The 13,596-nt window shown below is 75.4% G+C and carries 11 protein-coding genes and 3 tRNA genes; 7 read left to right on the top strand and 7 right to left on the bottom strand.

The features are described 5' to 3' along the window. The first annotated feature begins 13 nt into the window (after positions 1-13). Positions 14-712, top strand: coding sequence for a phosphodiesterase (locus GCU56_RS17930; RefSeq protein WP_163483110.1), 699 nt, complete (start codon positions 14-16; stop codon positions 710-712). Between the two features lie 4 nt (positions 713-716). Here the strand turns inward: GCU56_RS17930 and GCU56_RS17925 are convergent, their stop codons facing one another. Next, complete coding sequence (locus GCU56_RS17925; protein ID WP_163483109.1) at positions 717-3,302, bottom strand: DUF4062 domain-containing protein; 2,586 nt, start codon at positions 3,300-3,302, stop codon at positions 717-719. Between the two features lie 172 nt (positions 3,303-3,474). On the opposite strand from GCU56_RS17925, the gene GCU56_RS17920 reads away from it, so the two are divergent. From GCU56_RS17920 to GCU56_RS17910, 3 genes are all read left to right on the top strand, one after another. Continuing rightward, positions 3,475-4,362 carry a hypothetical protein gene (locus GCU56_RS17920; RefSeq protein WP_163483108.1) on the top strand — a complete coding sequence of 296 codons (888 nt, stop codon included), beginning with the start codon at positions 3,475-3,477 and terminating at the stop codon, positions 4,360-4,362. After that, entirely contained in the window at positions 4,355-6,046 is a 1,692-nt protein-coding gene (locus GCU56_RS17915; RefSeq protein ID WP_163483107.1) for an NAD(P)/FAD-dependent oxidoreductase, read from the top strand. The genes GCU56_RS17920 and GCU56_RS17915 overlap by 8 nt, the downstream gene beginning before the upstream one ends. A 153-nt stretch (positions 6,047-6,199) precedes the next feature. Beyond that, positions 6,200-7,201, top strand: coding sequence for a hypothetical protein (locus tag GCU56_RS17910; protein ID WP_345771918.1), 1,002 nt, complete (start codon positions 6,200-6,202; stop codon positions 7,199-7,201). 54 nt (positions 7,202-7,255) lie between these two features. Here the strand turns inward: GCU56_RS17910 and GCU56_RS17905 are convergent. The 3 genes from GCU56_RS17905 to GCU56_RS17895 all read right to left on the bottom strand — a co-directional run bounded on the left by GCU56_RS17905 (position 7,256) and on the right by GCU56_RS17895 (position 7,512). Further along, a tRNA-Phe gene (locus tag GCU56_RS17905) sits at positions 7,256-7,329 on the bottom strand. A 23-nt stretch (positions 7,330-7,352) separates the two neighbouring features. Further along, a tRNA-Asp gene (locus GCU56_RS17900) sits at positions 7,353-7,426 on the bottom strand. Between the two features lie 13 nt (positions 7,427-7,439). Further along, a tRNA-Glu gene (locus GCU56_RS17895) sits at positions 7,440-7,512 on the bottom strand. Positions 7,513-7,663: 151 nt separating this feature from the next. Here GCU56_RS17895 and GCU56_RS17890 point away from each other — a divergent pair. After that, positions 7,664-9,457, top strand: a complete 1,794-nt coding sequence (locus GCU56_RS17890; RefSeq protein ID WP_163483105.1) for a DUF222 domain-containing protein — start codon at positions 7,664-7,666, stop codon at positions 9,455-9,457. Positions 9,458-9,528: 71 nt separating this feature from the next. Then, a complete protein-coding gene (locus tag GCU56_RS17885) occupies positions 9,529-10,176 on the top strand; it encodes an AMIN-like domain-containing (lipo)protein (RefSeq protein ID WP_163483104.1) in 648 nt (215 codons plus the stop codon). 9 nt (positions 10,177-10,185) lie between these two features. On the opposite strand, the gene GCU56_RS17880 is transcribed toward GCU56_RS17885, so the two are convergent. From GCU56_RS17880 to GCU56_RS17870, 3 genes are read right to left on the bottom strand one after another with little or no spacing between them, the layout of a single operon-like run. Then, a complete protein-coding gene (locus tag GCU56_RS17880) occupies positions 10,186-10,518 on the bottom strand; it encodes a hypothetical protein (RefSeq protein WP_163483103.1) in 333 nt (110 codons plus the stop codon). Positions 10,519-10,541: 23 nt separating this feature from the next. Next, entirely contained in the window at positions 10,542-12,050 is a 1,509-nt protein-coding gene (locus GCU56_RS17875) for a metallophosphoesterase (RefSeq protein WP_163483102.1), read from the bottom strand. Positions 12,051-12,090: 40 nt separating this feature from the next. Then, positions 12,091-12,588, bottom strand: coding sequence for a GtrA family protein (locus tag GCU56_RS17870; RefSeq protein WP_345771917.1), 498 nt, complete (start codon positions 12,586-12,588; stop codon positions 12,091-12,093). 124 nt (positions 12,589-12,712) lie between these two features. On the opposite strand from GCU56_RS17870, the gene GCU56_RS17865 reads away from it, so the two are divergent. Further along, complete coding sequence (locus tag GCU56_RS17865) at positions 12,713-13,594, top strand: DUF2231 domain-containing protein (protein WP_163483101.1); 882 nt, start codon at positions 12,713-12,715, stop codon at positions 13,592-13,594. Positions 13,595-13,596: the final 2 nt, after the last annotated feature.

The following is a 13,596-nucleotide window of genomic DNA, read 5'->3' as shown; positions in this document are numbered from 1 at the left end:
GAGGAGGACGCCGGTGCTGGACCTGCCCCGAGTGGCCGGGCGCGCGGTCGCCGTTCCGCTGGGCGCGCTGGCCCGCTGGCGCCGGGGGAAGCCGATGCATCCCCGCGGGGTGGTGCTCGACGCCGTCCTGGAACGCTCCGGCGGCCCGGCCGGCTGGGGCGTGCCGTGGCTGGCCGCCGAGGGCAGCCAGCCGGCCGCGGTGCGGCTGTCGCGCGGTGCGGGGCTGCCGCTGCGTCTGCCGGACCTGCTCGGACTGGCCGTGCGCGTGCCGGGCCCGGACCGGCCGGTCGACCTGCTGCTGTCGAGCGCCGGCCAGGGGCGGCTGACCCGCCGCGGGACGGTGCTGCGGCGGGACGCGGCATCGTCCTACTCCTCGATCATGGGGTACCGCTCGGACGCCGGGACGCTGCTGTTCGCCGCGACGCCGGAGCCGGGCACCGCGCCCCTCCCGTCGGACCCGGGAGCCCTCGCGGCCGCCGTCGCCGCGCGCCGGCCCGTCTTCGTGCTCTCCGTCGCCCGAGGCAGCGGGGAGTGGCTGCCCTTCGGCCGGTTGCGGCTGCTGGGCCCGGTCGCCGACTTCGACCCGGACCTGCAGTTCGACGCCGTCCGCAACCCGCCGCCGGGGCTGGTCCCCGACGGGCCGATGGCCCGGTTCCGCGCGCCGGCCTACGCGACGGCCCAGGAGCAGCGCAGCCGGGCGGCCGGCCGCTGACCGCTCATCCGCCGGGAGGTGGCAGGGCCTCGTCCAGCGCCGCCCACGGGCCCATCGCCGCCCCGGCCGCCCGCTGCCGGCGGTCCTCGTCCGGCCCCAGCGCGCCGGCGATCGCGTCACACAGCTGCCGGGCCAGCGGTCGCAGCGGCGGCCAGATGACCACGCCCAGCTCGGCGCGGGCGGCGGACGCCGCGCCGGAGAGCCGGGCGGCGCGGGCGGCGTCCCCCTCGGCCAGGGCGAGGCCGGCCAGACCGTCCAGGCAGTAGGCCAGCCCCTCCAGGTCCCGCCCCTGCCGGTGCAGGACGGCCGCCTCGGCGTAGTGGACCCGCGCCGCGGCCGGGTCCCCGGAGAGCAGGGCGTCCAGCCCGAGCTGGTCGCTCACGGTGGCGGCGAGGTGGTCGTCGCCCAGCGCGCGGGCCAGCTCCAGCGCCTCTCCGTGGATGGTCGTCGCCTCCTCCGGCCGTCCCGCGAGGACCGCGACGGCCCCTCGGAACAGCTGCGCGAATGCCACCGACCAGGTGTCACCGCTGCGGCGCAGCGCGGCCACCGCCGCGTCGAGGGTGGGTGCGAGCTGGTCATCGCCCGGTGGCAGGGTCATCGCCAGGCCGTTCAGGCCGTGCCCGAGCAGCCAGGGGTCGTCGCGGGACTGCGCGTCGGCCACCAGCTGCCGCAGCAGCGGCTCGGCCTCGTCGGTCCGGCCGAGCGCCACGCGGGTGGCCCCGCGGGCCCACAGCAGCTGGCCGGCCAGGTCCGGTGGCAGGGAGCTGGCCGAGGGGAGGTCCGCCGTCCGCTCGGCCAGCTCCGCCATGGCGGCGAGCAGGCCCCGGGCCCACCACCAGCGGGCCAGGGGCGCCGCGAGCCGGACGGCCAGCTCGGCCCGGTCGTGCTCCACCGCCCAGCGCAGTGCCGCCTCGAGGTCGGCGGCCTCGGCCTCCAGGCGGGCCAGCCAGGGCCGGCTGTCGGGTCCGGACAGTGCTGCGCCGGCCTCCCGCGCGACGGCGGACAGGTGCTCGGCCAGCCGTTCGCGGGTCGCCTCCTCCTCACCGCGCTCGCGCAGCCGCTCGGCGGCGAACGCCCGGACCAGCTCCAGCATCCGGAAGCGCGGTTCACCGCCCTCGGCGTCGCTGGAGGTGACCAGGCTGTGTCCGACCAGCGCCGACAGCGTCTCCAGGACGTCGAGGTCGTCGTCGTCCGCGCCCACGGCCTCGGCGGTGTCGAGGGTGCAGCCGCCGGCGCAGACCGACAGCCGGGCCAGCAGCGCCCGCTCGGACTCCCCGAGCAGTTCGTGGCTCCACGCGATCGTGTCCCGCAGGGTGCGCTGCCGGTCGGGGGCGTCGACGTCGGCCCCGCGCAGGTCCAGGGCGCGCCCCAGCCGGCGCAGCAGGACCGCCGGCGGCAGGGTGCGCACCCGCGCCGCGGCCAGCTCGACCGCCAGCGGCAGCCCGTCGAGCCGGCGCACCACCTCGCCCACCGCCGCCGCCGTCGCTCCGGTCACCGCGAACGACGGGTCGGCCCGCCGGGCGCGGGCCACGAACAGCTCCACCGCGGGCGCGGCCGACACCCGGTCGGGGCGGTCCTCGCCGGGACGGGGGACGGCCAGCGGGCCGAGCGGTACGTCGTACTCGCCGCGCAGTCCGAGGACCGACCGGCTGGTCACCAGCAGCTGAGTGCCCGGGCAACGCGCCAGCAGGGCCGCGGCGGCGGGAGCGGCGCCCAGCACCTGCTCGGCGTTGTCGACCACGAGCAGCGCACGCAGGCCGGCCAGCCGGTCGGCGACGGCGTCCAGCAGGGGACGACGGCCCTCCGCGGTCACGCCGAGCGCTGCGGCGACCGTGACCGGCACCTCGCGTGGGTCGCGCAGCGGGGCCAGGTCGATCCACCAGACGGCGTCCCGCGCGGCGACCAGCTGCTCCGCGACCGCGAGCGCGAGCCGGGTCTTCCCGGTGCCACCCGGGCCGGTCACGGTGACCAGCCGGACCCCCTGGTCGTCGAGCAACCCGGCGAGCAGGCTCCGCTCAGCGGCCCGGTCCACCAGCGGGGTGGACGGGGTGGGCAGCCAGCCGACGGACAGGCCCGGTGGGGGAGCGGCGGGGACGGCGAAGCGCTCGGTGAGCAGCACCGCGAGGTCGTCGGCCACCAGGTCGGCGAGCTGTTCCGGGTCGTCGAAGGGCGTGGTGGAGGCGCCGCCTTCGGCCTGGATCCGGGTGATCAGGTCGGTGAGCCGCGGGTCGCGGTCCGGGGCGCTGCGGCGGACGTAGAGCAGCCGCGGCTTGCCCGCCGACAGCTCGAACTCGTCCTCGAGCCCGGAGATCGACATCTCGGGCGCCACCCAGCCGTAGCGGTCGCCGTAGATGCCGACGAAGACGTCGCTCTGCGCGAGGTAGGCGCGGTAGAGGTCGCGCGGGGGGTGCGGCCGGGCACCGAGCTCGAACAGCACCGGGGTGAGCCGCATCCGGCTGATCGCCGCGCGGACCGCACGACGCTCGGCGGCCAGCTCCTCCAGCGTCGAGGAGACGAACACCCGCAGCCGCTGGTCGGGGGTGGCGATCAGCGGCGGGACGTCGTCGGGCGCCGGTCGCGGTCCGGCCACGGACACCTCCCCCGCCCGGTGCCGTCAGCGGCGCGGCGACGGCACCGTCGTCCCGGCGAGTCTAAGGACGTCGCGGGGCCCGCGGAAAGGCAGTGACAGGGCGAGGGGCCGGTGGTTCGATTCCCCCGTCCGTCACCGTGCACGGGGGAACCGAGGCGCACGGGAGGTCCTTGTGGACGCCTCCACCACCCGCACTCCGGAACCCACCGCGCGAGCCCGCGAACTGCTCCCCGCGATGCGGCTGCTGCTCGCCGCGTTCAGCCTGCTCACCGCGATGGCAGTGGTCGCCCTGTTCGTCCTGGCCGAGCAGACCGACGAGACCTTCGCCTGGACCATCCAGCCGCCGCTGACCGCCGCCTTCCTCGGTGCCGGCTACGCGGCCGGCTGCGTGCTGGTGGCCCTCTCGCTGCGGGACGCCGTGTGGGCGCGCACCCGTGTGCCGCTGCTGACGATCCTGGTCTTCGTCGTGCTCACCCTGGCCGCGACGCTGCTGCACCTGGACCGGTTCCACTTCTCCGCGGAGTTCGCCGCCGGGCCGGCGATCGCGCGGGCCGCGGCCTGGTTCTGGCTCGCGGTCTACGTCGTCGTCCCGCTGGCCATGCTGGCGCTGCTGCTCCCGCAGGAGCGCGCACCGGGCACCGACCCGCCGGCCCGCGCCCCCGTACCCGCGGTGCTGCGCGGCCTGCTCGGCGCCGAGTCGGTGCTCCTGACCGCGGTCGGTGCGGCGCTGTTCGCGGCTCCCTCGACGGCGACGACGTTGTGGCCGTGGCCGCTCACGCCGTTGACCGCCCGCGTGGTGGCCGCCTGGCTGGTCGCCTTCGGCGTCGCGACGGCCCTCGCCGCGATCGCCGGCGACCTGGAGCGGCTGCGGACGGCGGCGATCGCCTACACCGTCTTCGGGGTGCTGGTCGCGGTGGCGGTGGCCCGCTTCGCCGGCACCGTCGAGTGGGGTGAGCCGGCGGCCTGGGTGTTCGCGGTGGCCGTGGTGGCGGTGGTCGGCACCGGCGCCGCGGGCTGGCGGCTGGCGCCCACGCCGGAGGGGCGGCGCCGGCATGGGTGAGGACTACCACGGGGCCGTGGTGGTCGTGTGCCGGGACGAGGCCCCCCGGCTGGCCACGGTCCGGGAGCTCAAGCGGCGCTACGGGGCCGACTACGTGGTGGTCGCCTGCATCGAGGCCGGCGAGGTGCCGGCAGCCCTGGCCGCCTGGGGAGACCCCCCGGTGGCCGCCTTCCTGGGTGGGCTCGGTCCCGAGGACCCGGACGGGCTGACGGTGCTGCGGGCGCTGCACGCCGGGCACCCGGGCGCCCTCGCCGTCGCGCTCGTCCGGTGGGGGGCGTGGGAGACCGCGCGTCCCATCTTCGAGGCGCTCACCCTGGGCCAGCTCGACCGGTGGGTCTACGCCCCGGAGGGCGAGGCCGACGAGGAGTTCCACCGAGCGGTGACCGAGGTGCTCGAGGAGTCCGCCAACCGCCGGGGCGGCGGCCGCGAGGCGGTGGTGATGATCGGCGAGCGGTGGTCGCCGCGCGCGCAGCACCTGCGCGACCAGATGAACCGGAACCGCATCCCGCTCGGCTTCTACGAGGCCGCCTCCCCGAGGGGGAAGGCGCTGCTGGAGGGGTTGGGGCTCGAGTCGCCGGCGTTGCCCGTGGTCGTGCTGCGCTTCCACCCGGAGCACACGGTGCTGCAGGACCCGAGCGACCTCGAGGTCGCCGAGGCCTTCGGGCTCTTCGAGCCGCTCGACCCGACCGCGGTGTACGACCTCGTCGTGGTCGGCGCGGGCCCGGCCGGACTCGGCGCCAGCGTGTACGCGGCCTCCGAGGGCCTGTCCACGCTCGTGCTGGAGGCCGAGGCGGTCGGCGGGCAGGCCGGCACCAGCTCGATGATCCGCAACTACCCCGGCTTCCCGACCGGGATCAGCGGCAACCGGCTGGCCTTCAGCTCCTACCAGCAGGCGTGGGCCTTCGGGAGCACGTTCCACTTCATGCGCCATGCGCAGGCGCTGCGCTCGGAGGGTGGGCTGCACCACCTCGACCTCAGCGACGGCACCTCGGTGTGCGCGCGCACCGTCGTCCTCGCGCTCGGCGCGAGCTGGCGGCGGATCGGTGTCCCGGAACTCGAGGCACTCGCCGGACGCGGCGTCTTCTACGGCGCGGCGGTCAGCGAGGCACCGGCGATGCGCGGCCGGCACGTCTTCGTGGTGGGTGGGGGGAACTCGGCGGGTCAGGCGGCTGTCCACCTGTCCCGCTACGCCGACCAGGTCACCGTCCTCGTCCGCAAGCAGGGGCTGGCGGCGACCATGTCGGACTACCTCATCCGCGAGCTCGAGGCGCTGCCGAACATCGACATCCGCACCCGGGTGCAGGTCGTCGGTGGCGGTGGCACCGACTTCCTGGAGTCGTTCGTCCTGCGCGACCTCGACTCAGGGGCGGAGACGGAGGAGACCGGGGTGCTGTTCCTGCTCATCGGCAGCGAGCCGCGCACCGACTGGCTGGCCGGCACGCTGGCCCGCGACCGGTGGGGCTTCCTGCAGACCGGGACGGCGCTCATGTCCGGGGAGACCGACCCGGCCTGGTCGCTGGACCGTCCTCCGGGGCTGCTGGAGACGAGCACGCCCGGCGTCTTCGCGGCCGGCGACGTGCGGTCGACCTCCGTGAAGCGGGTGGCCTCGGCCGTGGGTGAGGGCGCGCTCGCCATCACGCTGGTGCACGCGCACCTCGCGTCGCTGGTGAGTGCGCCGGGCTGAGCAGCTGACTCCTCCGAGGGATCCCCTGTACTCAGGGTGATCCTCCTGGTTCGCCATCGGCATGATGGGTAACGAGAACGGGACGACCCGTCACCGTCGATGGAGATCCGCCCCTGCCGGTGCAGTGCGCGGCCGCAGGAGGAGTACGTCCGCGTGAGCACCGCAGAGCATCCGGGAGACCTGCGTCCCCGGGTGGCGACGGTGCCGCACCACGATCCCTACGTCGACGCCGTCCTGCCCGCGGGAGTGGTCCGGGTGGGGCCGGTCGGCGGCCCCAGCCCGTGGCTCGACCCCGGCTACCTCGCCGTGCACGCCGCCGACGTCGACGTGGTGCACCTGCACACCGGCTACGGCCACCTGCCCGAGGACGAGGTGGTCAGCTGGACGGAGACGGCGCGGCGGACCGGCGTCCCCATCGTGACGACGGTCCACCAGCTGCGCGATCCGGAGAACCCCTCCCCGCAGCGGCACGACGCCCATCTCGGTGCGCTCCTGGCCACGGCGGAGGTGGTGCTGACGCTGACCCCGGGCGCCGCCGACGAGATCGCCGAGCGGTTCGGGCGAACGGCGATCGTGGTGGCGCACCCGTCGGTCGTCACGCCGGTGCCCGACCTGGGCGCCGAACGCGGGCTGGTCGGGCTGCGGCTGGGGGCACGCGGGCCGGCAGTGCCGGATCCCTCGGGGCTGGTGCGGGCGGCACTGTCGGGCGCGGTCAACGGCGGGGGACGGCTGCGGGTGTACCTCGACGACGGCGTGGTCCCCCCGCCGGTGCCCTCCGCCGGCGACACGCTGGAGTACGTCGCGCGGGACGACGACGGCTGGGTGGCGCAGTTGCAGGAACTCCACGTCGCCGTCCTGGCGGAGCGGTGCGGCACCCACTCGCGGGACCTGGAGATCTGCCGCGACGTCGGGACCCGCGTGGTCGCGCCCAGTTGCGGGTGGTTCGCCGACCAGTGGTCCGACGTGGTGACCTACGGCAACGACGAGGACGACGGCTTCGACCCCGTCTCCCTCGACGCCGCGGTCACGGCGGCTCTCGCGCGCCCTGCCCCCCGGCCGGCTGACCGGGCCTGGCGGGACCAGCAGCGCGCCGCCGTCCAGGCCGTGCACGAGCAGGTGTACGCGCAGGTGATGGGCGACCGCCGGCGGGACTGACTGTCAGGGAGTCGCGGCGGACCCGTCGCCTCGGCGACGGTGGGGCAGTGTGTGTGGGCAGGGGCGGGGTCGAACCGCCGACCTCTCGCTTTTCAGGCGAGCGCTCGTACCGACTGAGCTACCTGCCCCTCCCGGTGTCTCCACCGGAGAGCGACCCTGACGGGACTCGAACCCGCGACCTCCGCCGTGACAGGGCGGCGCGCTAACCAACTGCGCTACAGGGCCTTGCTGTGCTGCGTGCCCCCAACGGGGTTCGAACCCGTGCTACCGCCTTGAAAGGGCGGCGTCCTGGACCGCTAGACGATGGGGGCTCGTGTTCGCCGGGGGCAGCGAGAACCATACATGGCCCGGACGGGGGTCCCGACGCGGGGTGTTCCCCTGGTCGGCCACGTCGGAGCGCTCGTCTCCGTTCTCCCTGCTCAGCGGCCTGGAACTGTCGTACCCGGTGTCTAGGTTCGGGGTGTGTTCATCGGTGGCGGGTTCGGCGTCGGGTTGACGGTCGCTGATCTCGTGGTGCCCTCGCAGTTGGCGGAGTGGGAGCGTCCGGCGCGCCTGTCGGAGGTGCTGCCGGTGTCGTCGCGGACGCCGGCGGAGAAGGCGCTGGAGTTGGGGCGCCTGGCCCGGTTGGAGGCGATGATCGCGGCGTACCGGGTGGATCTGGTGGCGTCGTTGGCCGGGGACCGGCCGGCGGTGTTCGACGTTCCGGCCGGTTCTCCCGGTGGGGCCGCGGCCGACGTGGTGGGGCCGGGGGCGCCGGAGGGTGTGTCGGAGTTCTTCGCCGATGAGTTGGCGCAGGTGCTGAACTGCTCCCGGGGCGCGGCGACCGCGTTGACCGATCAGGCGGTGACGCTGGTCGGGAAGTTGCCCGGGACGTGGGCGGCGTTGGCCGATGGGCGGCTGGACTGGCCGCGGGCGCGGGCGATGGCGCACGAGCTGGGGTGGAAGGCGCGGTCCACTGATCCGCTGGTGCTCGCGGAGGTGGAGGCCGCGGTGTTGCCGACGGCGATGGAGCTGTCGGTCCGGCAGCTGATCGCGGTGGTGCGGCGGGAGCTGACCGCCCGGGACGCCGCGGCGGCGGAGGTGCGCCGGCGGGACGCGGAGGCGGCCGCGGACGTGACCGTCCGCCCGGCCGGGGACGGGATGGCCGAGCTGGTCGCGCGGATGCCGCAGCCGCTCGCTCTGGCGGTGCGGGACACCCTCACCGGTCATGCGCGGGCGGGAAAGGCCGCCGGTGACGACCGCCCCCTGGGGGTGCTGCGGGTCGGTGCACTGGCCGACCTGACCCTGCGCCCGTGGAACGACACCCGCGACCCCGTGACCGCGCAGCTGACGATCACCGCACCCCTGGACGCGCTCCGCCCCACCAGGACCCCTGCGGGTGCTGCGCCGCTGGACCTGCTCAGCCCACCCGGGCCCGACACCGCTAGTGCGGGTGCGGTGCTGGTGCGGCCGGGGTCGGTGCCCGCACCGACCGCGGTGGTGGGTGGGGAGCCGATCACCGCCGGCCACGTCCGGGAGCTGCTGATCCAGCTGGATGCGGTCTGTCCCGGCGGGCTGCAGGCCCCGACCGGGGGCAGTCTGACGGTGGCGATCACCGACCCGGACGGCACCCTGTGGGCGACCGCGTCCCGGCGGGAACTGGAGAGCATCGCCCGCCGCGGCTGCCCCATCCACGACCAGCCCATCGGCCGGAGACGCCGCCGCCGACGACAACCCGACACAGCGCATGCGGCGTCCGACGACCACCCGGCACCAGACACCTGCGGCTGTCCGGTGTTGGACCGGCCGCCGCCGATCGACCGGTACGAGCCGACGCCTGCGCAGCGGCGGTGGGTGCAGACCCGGGACCGGACCTGCCGGCATCCCGGCTGCTCCAACCGGGCCGGCTGGGCCGACCTCGACCACGTGCAGTCCTACGCCTGCGGCGGGCCGACCGCCTGCCAGAACCTCTGCTGCCTGTGCCGCCGCCACCACCGGCTCAAGACCCACGCCCCCGGCTGGCGCTATGCGATGACCCCCGACGGGGTGCTGACCGTGACCACCCCCAGCGGCGTCACCCGCACCACCCGACCACCCGGCCACTCGCCCAGCGACCGGGACCCAGCCGACCGACGCCCAGCCGACCGGCACCCGGACCACCGCCCAGCCGATCTGACCCGATCCCGGCTGCCGGTCAGCGGCGCCCGGGTCCTGACCGCGCCCCCGGGACCGCCACCACCGGCACCCGAACCGGCCGACGACCTGCCACCGTTCTGAGTGACGCGATCCTCGGCGACACGTCCGTCGGCCTCGCGGCTGGACGCCCTGACCACTGGCACCCTCGGGCGGTGACCCGCCGCCGTTCCGCCGCCCTCGTGGCGCCGTCGCTCCTGTTCGCCGTGACGCTGCTCGCCGGGTGTGGCGACGACGACGCCGACACCGCGTCGTCCTCCAGCAGTGCCACCTCGACCGCCGCGGCGGGTTCCGAGACGTCGGAGCCGGCCGCCAGCAGCGCGCCGGGCGGAGAGGACGAGGGTCCCGACGCGCCCCCGTTCACCGCGAACGCGGAGCCCGACACCCAGTCGGCCTCCGCCGACTCGCAGGTGACCGTCACCGAGATCCGTACGGGGCGACAGGAGTCCTACGACCGGGTCGTCTTCGAGGTGGGGGGCACGGGGACCCCCGGCTGGGACGTCCGCTACGTCGACGAGGCCAGCTCCCAGGGCAGCGGGGCGCCGGTGGCGGTCGACGGCGAGGCCGTCCTCCAGGTGACCCTCACCGGGACGGCCTACCCCTTCGACAGCGGCGTGGAGGAGTGGGCCGGCCCCGACCCGCTCCCCGGCAACGGCACGCAGGTGGTCACCGAGGTCGTGTGGGACGCCACCTTCGAGGGCACGTCGGTGGCCTTCGTCGGGACGTCGGCGAAGGCGCCCTTCCGGGTCTACGCGCTCGAGGACCCCACCCGCATCGTGCTCGAGGTCGCCGACGCCGGGTGACGCCCGGTCTCAGCCGAGGGAGGCGCTGAGCTCCACCGAGTCGTCTGCCACCGTGGTGCACTCCAGGGACAGCGGGCCGGCCGTGACCGTCTCCCCCTGGGCGCAGGAGACGCTCGCCCCGCCCACGCTGATGGAGGCGCGGCCGTCCTGGACGCCACCGAGGGTCACGGTCGTGCCGAGGATCTCGACCTCGGAGCCCTCGCCGGACAGCGACACGGTGCACGACGTCCCGCTGCACGAGAAGTTGTTCGAGGTGAAGGAGCAGGCGCTCAGCGGCAGCAGGGCCAGTCCGCCGGCGAGGGCACCGGCGGCCAGGCGGGCGGCACGAGTCGTCGAGGGCATGCCAGGAGCCTAGAGCGGGGGTCTCAGCCGGTCGGGGAGGCAGGGGTGCCGGTGTCGTCGCCGTCCTCGGTCCCCGCCGGCGGCTGGTCGCCGTCCTCCGTGCCGCCGTCCCCGTCGGACGGCGGCTCGATCACCACGCGCCCGATCGTCACCTCGGTCTCGCCCAGGCCGCCGAGGGTGATCTGGTCGTAGGCGGTGAGCGCGCCGGTGTCCGGGTCCAGGTAGAGCACGGTGCAGGTCAGCGGCTCGGGGTACTCGCCCTGCAGGCCGCGCAGCCCGGCGCCACCGGTCGAGCCCTGCACCATGAGGAGGGTCCCGTCGTCGAGCTCGGTGACCTCCCGCTCGTGGGTGTGCCCGGCCAGCACGACGGGGACGACGCCGTCCAGCGGCACGGCCTGCTTCGGGTCGTGCACCAGTGCGATCGACGGGGGGTCGGGCAGGTCGTCGACGAACTCGGCCAGCCCCTCGCCGGTCTCCTCGAGCGACTCGACGTCGCCGGTCGCGCCCTGGTCGGGGGTGAAGCGGGGGTCCGGCGTCCCGACGACCTCGATGCCGGCCACCGTCACCGCGGAGTCGTCGAGGACGGTCGCGTTCGGCTGGGACGCGACCAGGCCGGCGGTGACGGCGGAGTCGTGGTTGCCGCGGATGAAGACGTAGGGGACGTCGAGGGTCCCGATCGACGAGATCAGCCGGTTCTCCGGTTCGCTGCCCCAGTCGGTGATGTCGCCGGTGTCGAGGACGCCGTCCACCTCGAACTGCGCGGCGACCTGCCGGACCAGGTCGAACCCGGCGGGGTTGAGGTGCAGGTCGGAGACGTGCAGCAGCGCGACCGAGTCGGCCCGCCCACCGGGAGGTGGCAGCGTGGACAGCGTCGAGTACAGCGTGCTGACGTTGGCGACGAGGTCCTCGAGGGAGGCGCGATAGGCGTCGAAGCGCGCGACGATGTCCTGGGCGCTCCCGATGAGGCTGTTCGCGTTCACCAGCAGCCCGGTGTACGTCGGCTGCGACAGCGCCTCGGGCCGCCAGGTCGCCGCGGCGAGCCCGCCGGTGCCCGCGACCAGCGCGGTGGACAGGCCCAGGGCGATGACCGTCTCGCGGCGGCGCCGGAGGACGAGCAGCGAGGTCAGCGTCGCGCCACCGACCGCCGCGAGGGCGGTGAGCAACGCGACCCGCTCGACCGCGTCACGCAGGTCGGCGCTGACCCGGTCGACGACTCCGTCGAGCCGGCTGGGGTCGGCGGCGAGTGCCTGGGCGCGGATCTCGTCGACCCGGCTGAGCTGGATCTCCAGGCGCAGTGGACCGTCGTACGCGTCGACCTCGAGCGCGCCGAGCGGTGGGATGTCGAGGTCCGCTCCGCCGCCGAACGGCCGGAACGCCACCGTCGCGTCGAACGGGCCGATCGGCGCCGCGACCCGGCCGAGCACCAGGATGCCGAGGAAGGCCCCGACCAGCGCGATGACCACGCGGACGGTCCAACGGCCGGCCCGCCGCAGCGCCCGGGAGCGACGCGAGGGAGTGCTCGGCTCGCTCACCGGCCCACCGTACTGAGCGGCCGACCGGGACCGCCGCGGATCAGGCGGCGTCGGCCACCGGTGCCCGGAAGATCCAGCGCAGCGCGATGAAGCGCATGAGACCGATCAGCCCGGTGACCGTGACGACGAGTGCGACCTGGATGACCACGCTCACCGAGTCGACCGTCGAGTCCAGGACGCCGAGGGCCGCGCTGGTGGCGAACAGGCCGATCACGGTGATGCCGCCGGCCTCCCACTGCGCGGTGAACCAGTGCACCCGCTCCCCGGCGCGGAAGGTGAGCCGCCGGTGCAGTTCGTTGGCCAGCGCGGTCGACGCGGCCGTCGCGATCAGGTGAGCGGGCAGGTAACCCAGCGCCGTGAGCGCCACGAACAGGGCGGCGTACACCAGCGTCGTCGCGCCCCCGACCAGCACGAACCGGGCGAACTGGCCGAGCGTGTCCTCGCCTCGGACCCTGGCCGCGACAGTGCCGAAGGCGTCGCCGAGCGCCGGACGGCGGGACAGCGACGGGCAGGTCACGACGCTCCTCTCGACGGGCACGCGGTCAGCATCCAGGGTCCTCCTGACAATCCCCTGGAGCCAGCCCTTATTCCCGGACTCACCCGGTCGGTCGTGCGGGACGTCACCCGGCTTCGCTGTCGTCCTGTCCGGGTAGGGGAGCGGCATGAGCCTCATGGGGATCCTCGACCGGATCGCAGACGTCGCGACCTTCGACAAGGCCATCGAACCGGCCCGCAAGGCCGTGCAGGCCGTGCTGCGGCCGCAGGCGGTCAAGGACCTCCTGCACGGCACCTGGCTCGGCCATCCGCTGCACCCGGTTCTGGTCCAGGTCCCCGTCGGCAGCTGGGTGTCCGCCGGGCTGCTCGACGCGATCCCCCGGATGCGGCCGGCGGCGACGCTGCTGATCGGCACCGGCGTGGCCGCCGCCGTCCCCGCCGCCCTGTCCGGCGCGGCCGACTGGTCGGAGCAGGAGGTCGGCGTCCGCCGGCTCGGCGCCCTGCACGCGGTCGCCAACACCGTGGCGCTGGGGCTCTACGTGGGCTCCCTCGCCGCCCGGGGGCAGGGGCGGGACGGCCTCGGGCGGGTGCTGTCCTACGCGGGCCTGGGGCTGGCGACCGGGTCGGCGGCGGTGGGCGGCCACATGTCCTACGCGCAGGCCTCCGGCGCCTCGCACGCAGCCACTGCGGCCCGCGCCCTGAGCACCGATTGGATCGACCTGGGCCCGCTCGACGACCTGCCCGAGGGGCGGCCCGCCCTGCGACCCGGGAAGGGTGCGAGCTTCGACGTACCGTTGACGGCCGTCCGGCGGGGGACGCGGGTGGACGTGTTCGTCAGCTCCTGCTCGCACCTTGCCGGTCCCCTGCACGAGGGATCGGTCGAGGACGTGCGCGGCCACCAGTGCCTGGTCTGCCCCTGGCACGGCTCGGCGTTCGACCTGGACAACGGCGAGCCGCGGCGCGGTCCGGCGGCCAACCCGCAGGAGAAGCTCGAGGTCCGGATGGAGGCCGGCCGGGTCATGGCCCGGCTGCCCGGACGGCACGAGTAGGT

Source organism: Geodermatophilus sabuli, from assembly GCF_010686765.1.
Classification (GTDB): Bacteria; Actinomycetota; Actinomycetes; order Mycobacteriales; family Geodermatophilaceae; genus Geodermatophilus; species Geodermatophilus sabuli_A.
The sequence above is the reverse complement of the archived record's forward strand: the minus strand, read 5'-3'. Positions and strand labels throughout refer to the sequence as shown.